This window comes from Candidatus Zixiibacteriota bacterium (assembly GCA_034439475.1).
GTDB lineage: Bacteria > Zixibacteria > MSB-5A5 > GN15 > FEB-12 > JAWXAN01.
On the sequence record JAWXAN010000028.1, the window covers coordinates 1 to 20264 of the forward strand.

Here is a 20264-nt window from a genome sequence, read left to right on the forward strand (position 1 = left end):
AAGATGGATTCCAGCGTGCGCTGGAATGACATTGTGACGGGTTCTCCGATATTCGTAGGTCAGTCCCGCCGCGGCGGACTGACGTCTTCTTCTTTCGTTCGGGGCGTCTCGGCTCCGCCAATGGAGGACGGCGTGTACGAAGAATCAAGGCCAAATTCCCCAGCACGTCGTTGCGAGGCGAAATTGAAAGCCCCCCTGCTCCTGCACGCTGATCCGTCAGACGCGCCACAGGACGACAACCCCCTACTTCTTCCTAATCGCCTTGAAATATTCTCGATTCAAATTCGTGATATTAAACACGCTGATATTGACCAGGCAGACGGCTTCGCACTCATACTGATTCGAGCATGCCCCAAACATTTCCGCATCCATCTGCGCCACCATATTCATAACCCGCTCTTCTCGTTCGACCTGCCCCTGCGGCAGATGAGAGAGGTGCGAGACTTTGGCCGATACAAAGAGCATCGCCGAGGCATTTTTGCATGCCGCCACACATGCCCCACAGCCAATGCAGGCCGCAGAATCCATCGCCTTATCGGCGGCACGTTTTGAAATTGGCAGCGTGTTGCCATCAGGAGTACCGCCAGTATTCACCGAGACAAAACCTCCAGCCTGAATAATCCGGTCAAAAGCTGAGCGATCTACCACCAAATCTTTGATGACAGGAAAGGCTTTTGCGCGCCACGGTTCGATATAAATATCCTGACCGTCATGGAAATGACGCATGTGGAGCTGGCAGGTGGTCGTGCTTGCTTCGGGGCCATGGGCGACACCATTGATCATAAGTCCGCATATTCCGCAAATCCCTTCGCGGCAGTCATGGTCAAATGCGATTGGGTCTTGGCCTTTGGCAATGAGGTCCTCGTTGACAACATCGAGCATTTCGAGAAACGACATCTCGGGGGAAATATCTTTTGCCTGAAGGGTTTCCATTCGTCCCGGATTTTGGGCATTTTTCTGCCGCCAGACATGGAGGGTGAGATTCATTACTTATAGCTCCGGGTCGATGGTTTTACAAATTCAAATGTGAGTTCTTCCTTGTGGCGTTGGGGCGCATTATTGTCACCTTTGTATTCCCAACAAGCGGTATGAGAAAATTCGGCGTCGTTACGAAGGGCCTCGCCGTCTTCGGTTTGATATTCAGTCCGGAAATGCCCGCCGCATGATTCTCGGCGTTCGAGGGCGTCGAGGCACATTAATTCGCCGAACTCCAAAAAGTCGGCGACCCGTCCGGCTTTTTCGAGCGACTGATTGAGTTCCTGGTTGTCACCCAGAACATTGACATTTTTCCAGTACTCTTCACGCAACTCCGGAATCCGTCTGAGCGCTTCTTTTAGTCCGGCTGCATCGCGGGCCATGCCGCATTTATCCCAGAGGATTTTACCGAGTTCACGATGGAATGAGTCAACTGTCCGTTTACCGCGAACGGAGAGAAGTTTCTTGACCCGCATTTCGACATCTTGCTCGGCTCGTTTGAATTCTTTCGAATCTGCAGAAATTGATTTCTTCACGCTCTGGGCCAGGTAGTCACCGATAGTGTAGGGGATGACAAAATAGCCGTCGGCCAAGCCCTGCATGAGGGCGCTTGCGCCGAGACGGTTGGCGCCATGGTCTGAAAAATTCGCTTCGCCTAAAACAAATAGCCCGGGAATGTTACTCATGAGATTGTAATCCACCCACAACCCGCCCATGGTGTAGTGCACGGCCGGATAGATCCGCATTGGCTGGCTGTACGGGTCTTCGCCAGTAATCCTGTTGTACATTTCAAAAAGATTGCCATAGCGGTCTTCGATAACCTCTTTGCCGAGCCGTTTTGTGGCATCTGAGAAATCAAGATACACCCCGAGTCCGCTTTCGCCGACACCGCGCCCTTCATCGCACATCTCTTTGGCGCTTCGGGATGAAATATCACGCGGCGCAAGATTGCCAAACGAGGGATATTTCCGTTCAAGATAATAATCGCGCTCGCTGTCAGGAATATCCTGCGGTTTGCGTTTGTCTCCGGCTTTTTTGGGAACCCAGATACGGCCGTCATTGCGAAGCGATTCGGACATGAGAGTCAGTTTCGATTGGTATTCGCCCGAAACGGGTATGCAGGTCGGGTGGATTTGGGTGAAACACGGGTTGGCAAACAGCGCGCCTTTTTTATAGGCCCGATAGGTTGCGGTGACATTACAGCCTTTGGCATTGGTCGAGAGATAAAAGACATTGCCGTATCCGCCGGTACCGAGAATAACGGCATCGGCAGTATGAGATTCGATTTTACCGGAGACCAAATCGCGGACGATAATACCCTTGGCATGGCCATCGACAACTACTAGGTCGAGCATTTCCGAGCGGGTGAACATTTTGACTTTGCCAAGTCCTATCTGTCGCTCCAGCGCCTGATACGCCCCCAATAATAATTGTTGCCCGGTTTGTCCGCGGGCGTAAAATGTTCGGGAGACCTGTGCGCCCCCGAATGAGCGATTTGACAACAGGCCGCCGTACTCTCGGGCGAAGGGGACTCCCTGCGCGACACACTGGTCGATAATATCCACCGAGAGCTCGGCAAGGCGGTAAACGTTTCCCTCTCGGGCGCGGAAGTCGCCGCCTTTGAGAGTGTCATAAAAGAGCCTCTGAATGGAATCGCCATCGTTTTGGTAATTTTTTGCGGCATTGATGCCGCCTTGTGCGGCGATAGAATGGGCGCGGCGCGGGCTGTCCTGATAACAGTAGCATTTGACATTATAGCCAAGTTCCGCAAGAGATGCCGCGGCTGAGGCGCCGGCAAGTCCGGAGCCGACCATGATGATGGTAAATTTACGTTTGTTAGCCGGATTCACCAATTTGAGATTAAATTTGTGATTCTCCCATTTTGACTCAATGGGTCCGCTGGGAATCTTTGCGTCAGGAACTGACATGCTTAGAGACTTCTCACCACAGGCGTGACATAACCGAGCATGACTGCCACCGGCACTGAGGAAAATCCGAGGAATAAAATTGCTGAGAAGGACATCGCGCCAATGTCGAGTTTCCGCTGGAGGCGGGGATTATTGATCCCAAGTGATTGGAACATGCTTGAAATGCCATGACTCAAATGAAAACAGGTCAAAAAAACAGCAATAATATAAAAAGCTGAGAGCGCGTAGTTGCTGAATCCACGCACTACCATGGAATAGACATCGGGACGTCCAAGCGAATCGACAAGTGTTTGAAACTCTGGACTTGTCACGCGAACAGTGAAATGCAATAGATGATAGATGAGAAAGGCAAGGATTGTCAGTCCGCTGAGCCACATGGTGCGCGATGCGAGGGAGGCTTTGACGAAAGTTTTCTTTGTGTAGGCAACAGGCCGTGCTGAACTATTTTCCGCAGCGAGCTTAATCCCTATCCATATATGAATGACAATAGCGAGAATAAGAATTATTCGAACTGCCCATAAAGCGGCGGGAATGGCATGGAGGCTTTCGGCATAGCCGTTTATAGCGCCCTGTCCCAAAAAGACCAGAAGATTGCCGCCCATATGTCCCAGAAGGTAACCAAAGGCAATTATGCCAGTGATAGCCATTAGATATTTTTTGCCAATTGAAGGATTAAAAAGGACCGATGATTGTCCTTGCCGGGGTTTATTTGCAATATTTGTAGCCAAAAATCATCCTCACCTGCCTTCAATGATTCCGAAATGATAAAGCAAGACTACGTATCAGTCAAACGAAAAAAGGAACTTTTCGCTTCCGGACTGCATTAAGGTATCGATATATAAATATACGAATGATAAAGACTTAACGTTATGAAGGGTTAATGTAATGCTCGCATCGGTGCTCGAAATCAGTCTCAAAATCGATTGACTTGGGCGATTTCTTGGACTATAATAAGTCTTGAAGACAATCATGGGTATAATAGCTCGAAATAATAACTCTAAGTGGAGAAGATTGATGAGAAGATCAAAAAGTTTAGCGTTGGTTTTGTCTGGGGCTCTGATGCTGTCGTCATCTGTTATGGCAACAGGGGTGAGCATAAAGGTTTCCGGGGCAGGAGCGGTCAACGATTCGACCATCAAGGCGGGCCAAAAGGTCTCTTTGGATATATATTATGAAAATGACCAGAAATGGATGGGGTTTACCTCCGGCTTCAAAATCAGTTCTCCCACAATTAAGAAAATTGAGCATGCCGCAGATACAGTTAAAGGTCTTCTTGAAAACGGAAGTATCAAGGGACATAATGGGTGGCAGGACAGATCAGTGTGGGATTTTGGTTTCTATGTCACTCAAACCGACTGGGACGGAAATCTCCCGGATATCGTGGGCTTTGCCGGGCTTGCAGCAAGAACTGGATATCAACCTCAGAAGAAATCAAAGATGATTTCAATTGATATAGTCGTTCCCGAGGCTGGCATTATAGTTGTTGATTCTTCGTTCTTTCCGCCCGGCGGATATTGGAAGACGGCACGTTCCTCGGCTGCAGAGGGGAACGTCACTGGTCATCCCAAATGGGGCGGTCCATATACATTCAAAGTTGTCAAGTAGCACAAACGAATCGAATTTGTATCAGAAAAGCCCCCGTGCGAGGGGGCTTTTTTATAGATAAAAACAATGGTGTACTTTACTCTGAAATCATCAATTAATCTTACACTGATTGTAATTGCCGTTCTCTCAATGGCATCATCGACCCAAGGGACACAAACTGACCCTGATTTATCTTCAAATATCCTCAATGAAGATTCAGTCAAAATAATAATTAGAGTAGAGCGGCTGAAAGTAAGCGATATGCGGATTGCTGATACATTAGATGTCACCGTCGAATCGTTTGGTTACCCTATTGCGGGATACTCATTGCTAATTGGTATGACAAGTTCCTTCGTGGAAATCCTCGAGGTTCTGCCCGGCGAAATACAAGACTCCTGCGGTTGGGAATTCTTCAATGCCGCTCCAGTCAAGACTGAAAACAGACCGAACTATCCACGATCGTTGTGGAAGGCAATTGCGTTGGCAAAAATGTCGGCAGATACAAGTAAACCGATCTGCTACGGTGTCGGCCGCAAAGCCTCATTGCTCAGGCTGGTGCTTTCAAATGAGCATATTGCCCAAGTGCCGGACACAACCGCCGCCATCTTTTTCTTCTGGGCTGAATGCAGTGACAATGTTATTTCAGACGTGACTGGCAGTCAACTTTTGGTATCTGAGAGAATAGTGGATTACTACCCCGTTGATGTCGGAGAGCGGGAAAATATCTTTCCGACTCGTCGCGGCACTCCCAACCAATGCATTAATCTCTCAAGAGAAAATCATCCCAAACGGCTCCTTGAGTTCTACAATGGAGGGGTGGAGTTCGTCTTGGGCGGGGACCCACTGATCCCTCAAAGCGATTCTTCGTCGAAATTTCCGAAACCTGACAACGATTAGGCTCTTGACATTCTAAAGAAAGCAGCGATTTTGAAGCTCGGGAACAGAAGAACTGCCCGGTGCGTTTGAGGTGTAAATATGAATTGGACACGGAGGCGATAGCAAATATGCGTAGTATGAAACGTTTCATTGGCTCTGCACTATTGGCATTGATTGTGGCAGGCTGTAGCGAGGATCCGGGAGTCGTCACACCGCCCGGTATTACAGGCAGGCCTGAACAGCGTATCTATGTGCTTAATCAAGGGGATGGCACGATCTACGCTTACGACGCCAATACGCTGGCGCGCTATGATTCAATTAGCGCTGGTGTGCCAAAACCTCACCATATCGAATTTTCGCCTGACCACGAATTCGCTTACGTAGTCAATCGCGATGCAGGCGGCAAAATAGCCAAATTTGGTCTTGATAACGATTCTCTCATATCGGTTGCAACAGGTGGCGTGAACCAGCTTCCCACCGCGATAGCTATTTCGGCGGGTGGCACGATTGGCTATACAACAGATTTCAATGGGAGCGGAGGAGGCGGGCATATTCACAGGTACAATCTTACAACAATGACGCATTTCGACAGTACCATCCAGGCTGGCGACAAAACTCATGACATTAAGCTTTCCGTGGGTGGGACACTTATTGCCGGTAATTTTGGTTCAGACGATATTACATTCGTAAATACTGATAACGGCGACGTTGAGAAGATTCGTATAAATCCTCTCCGCCCACCGGGGGCGACTTATTACGGCCCTTATGGTCTTGCAATAGATGAAACCGACAGTTTGCTCTACATCGCCTGCCGCACCAGTAAACAAGTGAAGATAATGGATTTGAGGACGAGAACGGTTATCGACTCGGTCGCTGTCCCGGGCGCCGGCGCAATCGAAGCCGGGCCATGTCAGATGCGGCTTTCTTCTGACCGAAGCAAACTCTATGTCACAACTCAAAATGACAATTCCGTCGCAATTATCAATACGACAACAAGAACTGTTACAAAGCAGATTGCAACAGGGGTTCCTCAACCATTCGGAATATATCCGAACGATGACGGCAGCCGAATGTATGTTGCCTGTGTGAATACGCCAAACCAGAACGGGCGCGTTTACATAATTAACACCTCGACTGATACGATAATTGATTCGCTTTCGGTGGGCCGGAACAGCTATATGGTGCACTACCATGACCATGGTGGGCATGGCCATCCGTAGCAAGTAAGCGACTGATCATCAATACACTGCCTGAGTGTACGAGTCCTTGCGAGGGGTGACTAATCGGAGAGACGAAGCAATCTCATACTCCTCTTTAAACGATAGTACTGTGAAAAAACGATACTTTTCATCCCTAAAACCTATTAACATGTTACCATGGAAAGCACTCATATACCGCATAATGCCGAAGTCACACAAAGAGACGAGTCTCATGCCGAGATCGGCGCTCGAGTAATCCGCGGAGAGGGAGTTGAAGCTGTCCATTATGCTTCGGTTGCCGTGGTAAATCGGGACGGTGACCTGACTCATTATCTCGGAGATCCAGGCCAAGTTTTTTTCACACGCTCGTCGATTAAACCCTTTCAGTCTTTACCGCTTTATTTGAGCGGCGCGGCGGAACATTATAAGTTCACTGACAAGGAATTGGCGATCATGTGCGCTTCGCACAACGGAAGCGATGAACATCGCGAAGTTGTCTTGTCAATTCTTTCCAAAGCGGGGAATAAAGTGGAAGACTTGCAGTGCGGCTCCCACTGGCCGTTGCAGATGAAACTGTTTAATCAGTATCCGCAGAATGCGGAAGACACTGACTCGGCGCGTCACAACTGTTCGGGCAAACACTCCGGGTTTTTAGCCCTGACGCGTTTCCTGAAGCAACCAATTGCAGACTACTTGAAACCAGATAGCGAAACTCAGCAGAGAATCAAAACGGCGGTGGCCGACTCCTGCAAATTCCCACACGCCCAGATGCTTTCGGGTACTGATGGCTGTAGCGCGCCGAATTATGCAATGCCCCTTAAGAACCTCGCCATAGGATTTAAGAATCTTTCCAACGGACTTTCAGGTGACCCTAAAACAGCCCAGGCTTTGAAAAGAATAAAATCGGCGATGTCTTCTCATCCTCTGATGGTCTCAGGCGAGAAGCGGTTCGACTATGATCTGATGCGGTCATTTCCAGGTAATATTGTTTGCAAAATAGGAGCTGAAGGGGTTGAAGCAATCGGATTCAGCGAACCGGCAACAGGAATTGTTGTGAAAATCCATGATGGCAACGAACGCGCGCTTGGACCGATTTGTGTCGAAGTGTTCAAACAGCTTGGCCTCGTTTCCCGAATGGAGGATTTTCCTTATCTTCGTGCCCATGAATCTCCAGTAATTTCCAACTATAGAAAAATTCGCACGGGGCAAATTATTCCCGATTTCAAATTGCGAAGGGCTTAGCAGTATATATGCGCCAGCAAGTCAACGAACGCCTCTTCGATCTTACTTTTCGCCGCCAGTGTATTAAAGACGTCACCTAAGTACATCCTCATTCTCATGAGTTCGCGCTGCTAACTTACGCATAGGCAATAAAAATGAGGAGGTAAATATGAATGTTCGCCGTCAACCCGCAGAACCGTATCGCATAAAAAGTATCGAGACAATCAAGCTTCTCAACCATGCAGAGAGGCTTAAACGAATCGCCGCAGCACATTACAATGTCTTCAAGCTTGAGGCCGAAGATATCTACATCGATCTCTTGACAGACTCGGGTACATCGGCCATGTCCAACAAACAATGGGCAGCGCTCATGATGGGGGATGAGTCGTATGCCGGAGCACAGTCTTTTCGCAGGTTTGAGAAAACTGTCAGGCAGATATTCCGGAAGGAATTTGTCATTCCGTGCCACCAAGGAAGGGTGGCTGAAAATCTCATGTTCAGCACAATTCTCAAAAAGGGACAGTATGTTCTCAACAACACCCATTTCGACACAACCCGAGGCAATACCATCCACAAGGGTGGTATTCCAATAGATCTGCCTTGCCCCGAAGCAGGGTCTAATGATTCGATACCCTTCAAGGGTAATATGGATACTGCCAAGCTCGAGGAGTTTATCAAAGCCCACGGGTCTGATTCGATTGCCATGGTAATCATGACTATCACGAATAATTCCGCCGGAGGGCAGCCGGTATCAATGAAAAACATTCATGAGGTTTCCGAAATCTGTCGTCGATACGGGCTTCTCTTTTATTTCGACTGCGCCCGATTTGCTGAAAACAGTTTTTTTATAAAGCGCGACGAAGCGAGGTATGCCGATAAATCAATTCCTGAGATTGCCTCTGAGATGTTTGAGTCATGCGACGGCGTAATGATGTCAGCTAAAAAAGACGGACTTGCAAATATGGGCGGTTTTATCGCTCTCAACGACGAAGACCTGTACCATCGGCTGACCGAGCTTGAGATACTTATCGAAGGCTTTCCGACGTACGGCGGTCTGGCTGGAAGGGATTTGGAGATACTTTCTGTGGGTCTTGAAGAAGTGATGGAATATGATTATCTCGATTTTCGAACAGAGCAGGTGGCGTACTTTTGCAAAAAACTTCGCGAAGCAGGAATGCCAATAGTTGAACCACCCGGGGGGCATGCGGTCTTTATCGATGCCGGACGGTTGCTTCCGCACATTCCAGCCGAACAATTTCCCGGGCAGAGTTTGGCATTGGCATTTTATGCCGAAGGTGGTGTGAGGGCGGTCGAGATCGGTTCGCTCATGTTCGGCACGACAGATCCGCAAAGTGGTACGTTTGTTCCGGCGCGACAGGAATTGGTTCGGATGGCTCTCCCAAGGCGCGTGTATACGAATTCACATATTGACTATGTCGCCGAAGTTGCGGAAAAAATTGTCGTCCGGAAACAGGAGCTCGTCGGTTTTGAGATTACTCGTCAGTCTCATTTCTTGAGACATTTTACCTGCGAGTTACGACCATTCGCAAAATCAAAGGTGGCAGTAAAGTGAAAAATGCTTTTCTACTTTGTGTAACTGTTCTGTTTTTGGGGTGCGGCGTTAAAATAGACACCGGCCCGTCTACGACAGCCGAAGTCGCGCAGTCAACGGAGATGCAAGCAAAGCAGTTTCGGGCCGAATGGGGAGAGCGATTGCGTCTCGCTGAGCCGTTAGCAAAAGCCATGATGGTGAAGCAGTTGATTGACTCGGTATCGAATAACTATCTTCGTTATGGACAAAATATCGCAGATGAGTGGCGCGAGGGGAATAGAGGAAGAGGAGCCGAAGTCTCGGATTCCGAGATAAGAGAAATTGTTGAACGCTCAGTCGCAGGACAGCGTCCGCTCTTTCTCGCCTATGAGGATGTGGTTGAGCAGGGAATGCTTGAAATCAAAAGAGCGCTGTTTCTTGACCCTCAATCAACCGAGCAGTTGGAAACATACGCCAATTATCTTTACGATGTCTACACCGCTGTTTTTCTTCCGCAGGGAAGCTACGAGAGTTTTCTCAGTCGGATTGAGCATTTGGGATCGACTGGAGAGATACAAAGTCAGAATCTCGACGAGATGCTTGCAAGGTTTCGATAGGTTTGTGAAATGGGTTTTGACTTTTGCCATTTTTCAGGATTTTGCCAGTAATTACGCAAAAGCATGCAGGTCACAACCAACCATATTGACAAAAGAGGTCTCGACAGAACCCTTTTTTGTGTATAAGGCTATATTTGCCAGCAATTTATCCATCGCCACAGACCTGTTTATGTGGCTTTTATGTTTTTGGCCACATTTTTGCCCCTGTAGAGGCAGATTGAGCGTTCTCTGATTGACATTTGGTCGAGAACGGCATACATTCAAACAGCTTTTAATACAATAAGGAGACTACTATCGCCCTACGGTTAATGTGTTTGTAAAGATTTAAGACTTCGTTTCTTTTTGAGAGGCTTCAATTTTTTCGGCCCAATAACCGGCGCGATAATGCGACTTGGTTCATGGGCCGGGTATGAACCCGGTTACGTATGAACAATTATTTGTATAAAGCTCTTTTTATTTCAGCATTCTGGCTCGTGTGCGAAAACTCGTCCGGGGTGATTCCTGCTATTACTGTAATATCATCAACAGAAACAGGCTTTCACTGTTTTGTGTCGATCAATAATGACCTTTCCGACCTCGAAACGGTCATAACCTCGGACTCATCCCGCGCATGGGTCAAATCTATCCTCATAGGAATCCCACATGGCAGCCAAGTCCGACTTTTGTCTGCCAACGGCGTGACATCTGAACCGCTCGAAGTAAGTGACATTAGAAAAAACGTTGCGCAAACTACGCAGGCATCATTGCCGTTAGCCGAGATTTCCAAGCCCTTTACCGTGCGCGGACGTGAGTTGGTCACAGTCACTATTGCGCCAGTTAACGGCAATGCAGTCTCGACCTCAGTTGAATTGAAACTTTCATTCGAGCCTACCGGGATATCAAAGAGCCTCGGAGTTGCCGAAAGCGATACGCGTTTTGAGAAGGTATTTGCCTCAAGCGTCGCCAACTATGAACAATTTGTAACCTGGCCTTCCTTATCGAGAGCTGTCCGATCCTCATCCTCTGTCTCAAACGGAGCCGCCGAGAGTCCGTTTTTGCAGTCGGACGAATGGTTTAAGATAATTCTCAATCAAAGTCTGCTGGCAAAAGAGACCGACCTATTTAAGATCAGCGGAGCCCAGCTTTCAGCCGCCGGTATATCATTGACAAATCTTTCAACTGCCGATATCCGACTGTTCTATGCTGGTGGGTTGCCGATAGAAATTGATAACAGCAAACCACGCCCGCAGCTTGAAGAAATCCCGCTCATTATCAGCGATGGCGGCGATGGGCAGTTTGGCCATTCCGATTATTTTCTCTTTTGCGGAGAACTTATCGACCGATGGGTATACCGCGCCGGGCTCAGTCCACAGTACATAAATAACATTTACACTAATGACAACATCTACTGGCTGACAGTTACTGGTGTGTTTGATTCGACCGCGAGCCGGATGTCTGCTCTTGATGTCACGCCCACTGGGACAGTTGATACACTCATTACATCCTATACACGAGACGTACGAGCCGAGCAGGACAACATCCTCCCAGAAGAAATAAGCGGTCATTTCGATGACTATTACGAGTGGCATTGGACCGACCAGACATCGCTTCAGTTTTTCGTACCGACTCCCTCTCCGGTGCCAGGGTCATCTGTATCGATCCTACTTGTGGGGAAAACCAATAACTGTTGCGGGACCACTTCATATATGGATTTGACATTGAACGGACTTCCGGCACAAAGTAAACTCTGCAACCGTTTCAATTGCACCTTTACAACCACTGCTCTGCTGGATGGCCTAAACCAAGTCGCTCTCTCGTTGGGCAAGCAGACAAGTATCATCGCGCCGTATTTTAATTATATGCAGATTGCTTACACGAGTTATCTGGTTCCTCAGAACAATAAGCTCGATATAACACTTGGCAATTATAACGGCCGAGCGAGAATCGAGATTACTGATAATTTCGATGAACAACCGATTATTTTGAACATTGCAAATCCAAGAAAGCCGGTTCAATTGAGCGGCTTTGATCGTTCAAGCGGCAAAGTCACTTTTGAAACCCAACTGAGTTTGCTCACAGCAAACAGATTTCTGACTGCGGCGGCATCTCAGGCCGTGGCCCCGGTATCGATTACTAAAACAGTAGTCAATGATATCCGACCACAGCAGCCGCAGGCTGATCTAATAATTGTAACGGCCCGCTCATTGGCCACGCAGTTAAATGAATACGTCGACTATAGACAGGGGCAAGGATATGGAATCCATATTGTAACAGTCGAAGATATCATTGATAATTTCGGCTATGGTCTTTACGATCCGACCGCGATCCGTGACTATCTTAAATATGCCTACGAGAATTTCCCGACCCCGGCTCCCTATGCCGCTCTGTTTGCCGGCGATGCGAACTACGACTTCCTGAACCGATTGGGCACAAATCAGCGCAATTATGTGCCGGTTTATATTCAGGGCGGGGACGCCTCGTACAGCGATGATAACTATGTCTATTTCGGCTCTGAAGGCATATTGGTCGGCGATACGGCAAACTGGACTCCCGATCAGGGATTTGATATGATGGCCGCCCGGTGGCCGGTCAAGACTGGCTCGGAAATAAATGCCATCGTTGATAAAATTAAGGCATACGAATCGACGAACAACTTCGGCACATGGCGCAATGACATAGTTCTTGTAGCCGACGACGAGTACACCCGGACGACCAGTAACGAGACTTTCCATACTACCCAGACAGAAACTTTGGAAAAGACGATTATCCCGCGCCGCTTCAATCGCGAGAAACTTTACTTGTGGGAATATTCGTTCGTGAACCGTGAGAAACCAGCTGTCAATGATGCGATTGTAAAGGCCTTCAATGACGGCGCGCTTGTTATCAACTACGTCGGACACGGCAATCCCGAAATCTGGGCTCACGAGGGAGTATTCAAGCGAAGCTCCGATTTGCCTCGGCTTGCCAACAGCGACAAGCTTGCGCTCGTATTTGCCGCATCTTGCGCTATAGGATTCTTTGATGACCCGAAGCGCCAAGGTATGGGCGAAGATCTTCTCTCGATGACTAACGGCGGAGCAATCGCGGTGGTAGCAGCCTCGCGCCTCGTCTATTCGTTTGATAATTCTGAGTACAACAAAAAAGTATACGAAGTCATGCTCAACTCCGACTCGTTGAGTATTTGCGAAGCGGTCTACACCGCAAAGTTACTGCGTCAGTATCGCAATGGCAGATTTCAAAAAGTTCTGAACGACCAGCAATATGTCTATTTCGGCGATCCCTTTGTGAAACTTGGAATGCCCCAGATGTCAGTGGCGCTCGATGTGTCGCCTGATTCATTGACCGCGCTGGGACGCACAAAAGTCAGCGGGAGAGTTGTCGACGATTTGGGGAATACGATTGTTGAAGACGGCACATTATCGATCTCGGTACTGGATAGCGACAGACAGAAAGTTCATCGTTTGATTTCGGGAGGGGTGGTAACTCAGATTATCCCATACAAGGTAACCGGGCCGACTTTATTTAAGGGGACAGCAACAGTGACAAACGGGGCATTCGACTTTGAGTTTGTCACCCCGGTCGATGTTGGCTACGGAGGAAACGAAGCAAGGCTGCTCTTATATGCAAAACTTGGCTCAGTCGATGCCGCGGGACTTGTTGACAGTATTACAATAAATGACTCAGTGGCCAATGTGGCCGATTCTGCCGGTCCCCAGATAACCTATTCTGTTATTGGCCGTGAGAATTTTGTGAGCGGCGATAAGTTGTCAAAAGGAGAGAAATTGAAAATAAGTCTGGCTGACTCCTCGGGTATTAATCTTTCAGGGGCGCTTGGTCATGGTATCACAATTGAAATAGACGGCGACGCCGCAAATCTTATAACCCTGACCGAACAATTCACGTATGAACCTGATAATTTTACTACCGGAACCGTAGTATATAGTCTTGATTCGCTCTCTTCGGGTCATCACAGTCTTAAGATTAAGGCTTGGGATAATGCGAACAATTCAGCCGCGACACGGTTAGAATTCAGTATTGTGGCGGATGGGACGGTAGCAATCAATGACCTTCTCAATTATCCAAACCCGATGGTTGACCTGACTACCTTTTACTTTGAACTCACGCAGGCCGTGGAACGGTTCAACCTCGACATCTTCACACTTTCAGGGAGAAAAATAAAAAGTTACAGCCAATATGGGCTTGGCGCCGATAACTATCCGAATGGATCATTTGGGTTAACTTGGGATGGCCGGGACACTGATGGAGACAGAGTAGCAACCGGAGTTTATATATATAAGGCAACAGCGGTGCCTGAAGCGGGCGGAGAGCCTCTCGAATCATTTGGGAAAATAGTAGTTATTAATCAATAGTATGGAGAATCATATGAATGTAAAACGATTAGCTTTGGCTCTTACGGCCGTATGCATTGCGCTGTTTCCGTCTGTGGAGACAACAGCTCAGGTATCGCAGTCGGCCGTGCTTTTTCTTCGAATAGCCCCAGGAGCGCGAGCGGCAGGTATGGGCGATGCCTTTGTTGCTGTCGCCGACGATGCAACTGCGACGCACTGGAATCCTGCTGGTCTCGGAGCCTACCCGCTCTCCAGTAATTGGGTTGAGACGAATATCCCGGCGCAATTTAGGCCTCTGCGCGGTATTGCCGCCATCAAAAAAGGGAGAGGCAAGGATTATAAAGACTATGAGCTGTGGGCGATTTCCGCACGCGGTTTGATTCGCTTTAGCGATGACAGCTGGCAGAGCGGCGAGGCTTTCCTAACCCAGTCTGACCAGACTATTGCCAAGAAAGTTTCGTCTTACCTAAACATCTCCGATGAGTCGCAGTTGGATGCCACAATTAGGAAGGTCGCCGCCTCAAATAATCGAGACAGTTACGAATCCCTGGTCTCTCTCCGCGATTCAGTTGCCGCCTATATTCCCGAAGGCTACAAGCGCTCAGCGGAACTCCAGTCCGATCTCGACTCCCTTGTCTCCGCTTATATGTTACTTCGAGTCGACTGGGATCAGGTCGACGAAATAAGACATCTATATGCTGAAGGCATCAAAGACAGCAAGTTCAGCGACGCCGAGGCTGATAGAATCAGCTTCGCGGTCGAACGTTCCAGATCACGGTATATCCCCGAGGAAATTACGATTCCGTACGATGCCCTTTCAGGCGGCGAACTGACTTCGATTTCCACAACCGGCGATGTCATACTCGTTGGTACGAGCGAAGGCCTGATTGAGTACAATGGCCGGAACTGGAAACGATTAACCACACGGAATGGCCTGCCGTCAAACAATGTCCTCACGCTTGCCGCCGTTGGTTCACAGATCATGATAGGAACCGATGCCGGCGCCATTGTCTACAATGGTCTCGCGCTTGATTCCTTGGAAAGTGTCGATATGCTCCCGCAGGGGCCAGTTAGTGCCGTCGGTGGTACCTCGCCGACCAATCTTTTTGCGGTGGTTGGCGGTGACCTCTATCGATATGACGGGAAGACATGGAGCAATACCATGTCCTACACAGCTGTAATTGACGACACTCCTGAGAAAATTGCGGCCAAATTCAGTATTTATGGCTCCGAGGCAGACAAGCAAAAGTATCTTGAGAAATTCAATCGTCAGGTCTCCACCCTGCCCGGTATTGTGCCTTCGTCAGGCATGGTTCCGTCGCCAGACGACAGCGTGACTGCTCTGGTCTCAACGACTCTTGAAGCCGGAAAGATTCTCTCTATCCCGTACCTCGCCGAGATTAAGGGAGAAGTGTATTCGATCCATTCGGATGCAAGAGGCAATATATGGCTTGGAACTGAATACGGACTGCTTCGCATGACTGGCGATGGATGGACGATGCCCGGTTATAGAGACAAAGTGGTGGAGGCAGGAGAGACCCTCGACGATGTCGTCAATTTGCGCCTCAATCAAACTGAAAGTGAAAGAGAGAAGTACACTCAGTCCCTGCAGGTTATCAATGACCTCTCTGATGGGCAGTTGACTGAAGGCACAACGATACAGAGATATGGCAATGCCACTGGCAGCGCAGTAAAAGAAATTCGTGCCGGCAATCAACAGATATTTATCGCCACCGCGGAAGGGCTGATTGTATTCAAGGAAGACCGACTTCAGCGTGCTGACTTTGCGGGTCTGGAGCGAGGTGTAATTACTGGTATGAGCACAGTCAACGATGAGGCTTGGTTTGCAACCAATGACAAGGTCGCTGTCAAAGCTCGCGGTCGAACAGACATTTCGGGTATGCACGTCAAATGGCTACCGGAGCTTGCGGATGATCTCTACTACGAATTTCTTTCTGTTGCTTCTGGGAAAGAAGGAATCGGCACTTTTGGCGGCAACCTGACTTTCATCTCGTACGGAACAATTCAGCGAACCGGAGAGGGCGGGAGTGATGTCGTGGGAAGTTTTGATTCCTATGACATTGCATTCACAGGCTCCTTTGGTACTTCGCTAACTGCCAAACTCAAAGGCGGCGTCTCTGCGAAAGTAATCTATTCGCAACTCTCAACTCAGGGAGCTGGTTCCGAACAAGGCGGAGGTACTGCAACCGGCGTTGCGATTGATCTCGGACTCTTATACCATGCTTCACCGCGTCTGAATCTCGGCATGGCGATAACAAACCTCGGGCCGGATATGGCCTATATCGACGCCGCACAATCCGACCCGCTTCCCCGCAATCTTGCTGTCGGCTTTGCTTATAAGCTCATCAAGAATGAGAGCAGCCAATTACTGCTTGTTGGAGAAGTAAACAAACTTCTTGTCGGTCTAAATGATCGATTCGATCGTGAAATATCCAAGCAGATAATACTAAATGGCGGTGCGGAATTTATGTACGCAAATCTTCTTGCCATACGCGGTGGTTATATCTATGATAACGAAGGAAAGGTTAAGACCTTCACCTTTGGTCTCGGATTGAGCGCGTTTGACGTATTGAGATTTGATTTCTCCTACGTTCCAAGCGGCGAGTCTGTCGCATTGGCAAATACATTGCGCGTATCCCTTTCCGTCACGCCGTAATGGTAGTGACATCTCGAATTTTTGGAAGGATTCGTTTGACAAAAAATGGACTTCTAATGCTCTTGATACTGCTCGCGGCCTCCTTTACGGTGGCCGCGAGCGATCGTTTGCTGGTCGGGGAGAAGCAACGAGATAGTTCACAAACGAATGGCGAAAATATTGTTCGTCATAAATGTCTGACCCCTCAGCTTCAGCAAAGCCCGAATGATGGCCAATCGAGGGTTCATCCATGGTCTCTGCCAGCATCAACTTCGCGCTCTGCCCCTGATACCGTGCATTGCCTCGTACTTCGATATAACTTTCAATTTGAGGCAGTTGACAATCCGAACACAACCGGCCGCGGAAGGATGAATCTTGCCCAAATTATTGACACCGCCGCCTATCTCTCGTTTGACTCGGTCGGGCACCTTATTGATCCACCGCCACACAATACGACATACTATGCTGCCCAAATGCGGGCGCTCAAAAGCTATTGGGAAAAAGTTTCGCGCGGGAATGTTATTATTACGTGGGAGATTTTCCCGCCCGAGCCCGACAGCGTTTATGAACTTCCCCGTCCAATGAGTTTTTATGGCCGGTGCAATTTTGGCGAAGTTGTCGAAGGCTTGGAACAATATTTTGTGGATTGTATCCATGCCGCAGATTCGGCTCATATCAAACGCCCGGGACATCCCAATATAAACTTTTCTCGCTACGATGCCTTTTTCCTGTTCCATGCTGGCTCTGATCGGCAAAATGATATTGGCTTTCCGGAGACGTGTAATGACCTGTTCACCGGGTTCATCCGGTTTGGCGGCGCCGTGCCGGTCGATAATGGAACATTTGGTGTGAGCACTGCGCTTATGATGCCCGAAACGGCCAGCCAGGATAATCGGGCAACTGCGCTCAATGCCGTGTTAGCTCATGAATTTGGTCATCAACTTGGATTGCCCGATCTGTATAGCACGAGTGGCTTTTTGTCACAACTTGGCGATTTTGAGTTAATGGATAATAATGGATTTGGCACCGGAATAGATTTTGGTTTCCCCGTCGGGAATGTGTTTGGTGCAATCCCAATTTATCCTTCGGCCTGGTGCCGCGCGTATCTTGGTTTTGAAGAGGTCGTGGATTTTCGGAAAGGGGATGATATTCGACTTGTGGCAGCCGAAGTTGTTTCTTCGGGTATCAGCATTGCCCGGGTGCCAATTTCGGAGACAGAATATTATCTCATAGAAAACCGTATAGAAGATATTGACGGGGAACCGACAGCGGTTCTTGCCGATTCTATCACAAATGTAATCCAAGAACCGGTCAATTTTAACAGAGAGCCAACGGGAGAATATGATTTCCTTATCCCCGGATCAGGTGTCCTGATATTCTATGTCGATGAGTCGGTTGCCGCGCTCGATTATGACGGTGATGGTCTGGATAATTTCCAAGACAATCAATTGCAAATCTATATTCCCAGCGTCGGCAAGAAATTTATCACACTCGTCGAGGCCGATGGCTTGGTTAATTTCGGAGGATACTACCGCTCAGGGTTCGGGAGTGAAAATGACATGTTTAGGGAAGACAGAAATAACTCATTTACACCAAATACAAACCCGCCCTCGATAACCAATACTGGCGGCAACAGCAGAATATATGTAACCGACATACGGCGCGATTCAACTGCCGGCCCTAAAATTGATCCCATTGACAGCGTTATTCTCTTTGACGTTGAGATTGATAAGTTGGCTGATGGCTTTCCAGTGCGTGTTGGCTGGCCGGCTTTTGGTCTCTCGCCTATCTATGGAGATTTGAATGGTGACGGCGAAAATGAAATCATCGCAGCCTCAAACAATCTTCTTTCAGTCTTCACAACCGCCGGGCGTTCATTCCTCAATGCCGTCGATTCCTGTCTGACCTGTCCGCCCTATTTTGATTCAGTCGAATCCATAGTCTTCGGATGGAATAATAACAACCAGCCTGATTTGAAACCTGTCCCGCTTTTCTACCGAGCGCTAAATACTATTACAACTAATCCTGTGATTGGGAAACTTAGTCCGGGCGATTCGACCACCTTATCAATCGGCTTTCCCGTGGATAGTTCGTCGGGACGGGTTGTGTTGCTCACCGCATCTGATGTCAACGATGACGGCCGTGCCGATTTGACCTCCTCTTTCACGACGATCGGCTGGCCAATAGCACAGTCGTTCGGTGACATCCTTTGGACCTTAACCGACAGCGGCACAATTTACAGAAATGAAGCAGCGGTTGTGAGCTTGCCGAATAGCGAATATTATGGGATTTCAAGAATTGGCGAACGATTGGTGCTGCTCGCCGGAGACAGCGCCGCTACGAGATTTTATGTCATTGGAGCAAGTGTTGACAGCTTTACTGTCGGAGGCAGATATAATTTTGGACCGATCACTGTCGATGTCAATCGTGATGGTCAGCCTGAGATTGTGGCGTTTGGAAATAATGGCGAAGGAATCTATTTAACCGTCGATACCTCAAATTCAAACCCGTCATTCACGACACTTGCTACAAACCGCCTGACCAAGGCCGACTATTCGGTCAATCCAGCAGCCGGTGATGTTGATAACGATGGCTATCCTGATATAATAATTGCAGGAAGAAATAAGATATATGCTTTCAATCAGGAATTGATTCTCAAATCTGACTTTCCCAAAACAATTGACGATCGCTATCCGGACAGCCTTGCGATTTCCTCTCCAACGGTGGCAGACATAGAACGCGGTGGATCGCCTGAGATTATCATTTCTAACGAGTCTGGTAACGTCTACTCGTATGGGTCAGAGCGCACGATCGGTTTCCCACTCGCCAACGGCGATCTCAATGACACTACCGGAAACGGGTCTATGCTCATTATTTCAGACTCCCTGGGAGGCAAGCTTGGATTCCTCGGCGGCGATGGGTGGTTTTATGCATGGAATGTAGATTCTGATTCAACAAGCAACTATTGGCCAATGAACGGCCATGATCCTGCTGGGCGGTTCACCTTTGACCAAACGACTCTGGGATCGCCAGCAGTGTTTACTGTTCGATTTCCTAAAGAGCGTTTTTATAACTACGAGAATCCAGTGCGGGACGGCATGACAATAATACGCTACTTTCTGGGTGAACCGGCAAATGCAGTGTCACTCAAAATATTTGATCTTTCCGGATTCAAGGTCGCTGAGATGAGTGGGAGCACCGTAGGCGGGATGGATCATGAGGTCCCATGGAATTGCGGCGATATTACCCCGGGAATCTACCGCTGTGTAATAGAAGTAGAATTTAGCGGCGACAGTCAGAGCGCTCACACCGATATTGCAATCATACGCTGAGGAGAGTATTTGTGTCG

12 protein-coding genes are annotated in these 20264 nt (G+C 48.6%); 9 read left to right on the plus strand and 3 right to left on the minus strand.

Annotation, left to right across the window (positions count from 1 at the left end):
• Positions 1-243 precede the first annotated feature (243 nt).
• From SGI97_03585 to SGI97_03595, 3 genes are read right to left on the minus strand one after another with little or no spacing between them, the layout of a single operon-like run.
• Positions 244-987 (minus strand): succinate dehydrogenase/fumarate reductase iron-sulfur subunit, encoded by a 744-nt coding sequence (locus SGI97_03585; protein MDZ4722973.1) that lies wholly within the window; start codon positions 985-987, stop codon positions 244-246.
• Positions 987-2903, minus strand: coding sequence for a fumarate reductase/succinate dehydrogenase flavoprotein subunit (locus tag SGI97_03590; protein ID MDZ4722974.1), 1917 nt, complete (start codon positions 2901-2903; stop codon positions 987-989). Before SGI97_03590 ends, SGI97_03585 begins: the two co-directional genes overlap by 1 nt.
• 2 nt (positions 2904-2905) lie before the next feature.
• Positions 2906-3631, minus strand: coding sequence for a succinate dehydrogenase cytochrome b subunit (locus SGI97_03595; GenBank protein MDZ4722975.1), 726 nt, complete (start codon positions 3629-3631; stop codon positions 2906-2908).
• A gap of 286 nt (positions 3632-3917) precedes the next feature.
• Here SGI97_03595 and SGI97_03600 point away from each other — a divergent pair, with 286 nt between their 5' ends.
• The 9 genes from SGI97_03600 (at position 3918) to SGI97_03640 (ending at position 20247) form a co-directional block, all read left to right on the plus strand.
• Entirely contained in the window at positions 3918-4508 is a 591-nt protein-coding gene (locus SGI97_03600) for a hypothetical protein (GenBank protein MDZ4722976.1), read from the plus strand.
• Positions 4509-4574: 66 nt separating this feature from the next.
• Positions 4575-5384, plus strand: a complete 810-nt coding sequence (locus tag SGI97_03605) for a hypothetical protein (protein ID MDZ4722977.1) — start codon at positions 4575-4577, stop codon at positions 5382-5384.
• Between the two features lie 107 nt (positions 5385-5491).
• Positions 5492-6583, plus strand: coding sequence for a YncE family protein (locus SGI97_03610; protein ID MDZ4722978.1), 1092 nt, complete (start codon positions 5492-5494; stop codon positions 6581-6583).
• A 156-nt stretch (positions 6584-6739) separates the two neighbouring features.
• Complete coding sequence (locus SGI97_03615; protein ID MDZ4722979.1) at positions 6740-7804, plus strand: asparaginase; 1065 nt, start codon at positions 6740-6742, stop codon at positions 7802-7804.
• Positions 7805-7952: 148 nt separating this feature from the next.
• Positions 7953-9356, plus strand: a complete 1404-nt coding sequence (locus tag SGI97_03620; GenBank protein ID MDZ4722980.1) for a tryptophanase — start codon at positions 7953-7955, stop codon at positions 9354-9356.
• Positions 9353-9931: a hypothetical protein gene (locus SGI97_03625; protein MDZ4722981.1), complete on the plus strand. Its 579-nt coding sequence runs from the start codon at positions 9353-9355 to the stop codon at positions 9929-9931. The genes SGI97_03620 and SGI97_03625 overlap by 4 nt, the downstream gene beginning before the upstream one ends.
• Positions 9932-10356: 425 nt before the next feature.
• On the plus strand, positions 10357-14280 hold the full coding sequence (porU, locus tag SGI97_03630; GenBank protein MDZ4722982.1) for a type IX secretion system sortase PorU: 3924 nt from the start codon (positions 10357-10359) through the stop codon (positions 14278-14280).
• Between the two features lie 13 nt (positions 14281-14293).
• Positions 14294-16936: a PorV/PorQ family protein gene (locus SGI97_03635; protein ID MDZ4722983.1), complete on the plus strand. Its 2643-nt coding sequence runs from the start codon at positions 14294-14296 to the stop codon at positions 16934-16936.
• 56 nt (positions 16937-16992) lie between these two features.
• Positions 16993-20247 (plus strand): FG-GAP-like repeat-containing protein, encoded by a 3255-nt coding sequence (locus SGI97_03640; GenBank protein ID MDZ4722984.1) that lies wholly within the window; start codon positions 16993-16995, stop codon positions 20245-20247.
• The last annotated feature ends 17 nt before the right edge of the window (positions 20248-20264 follow it).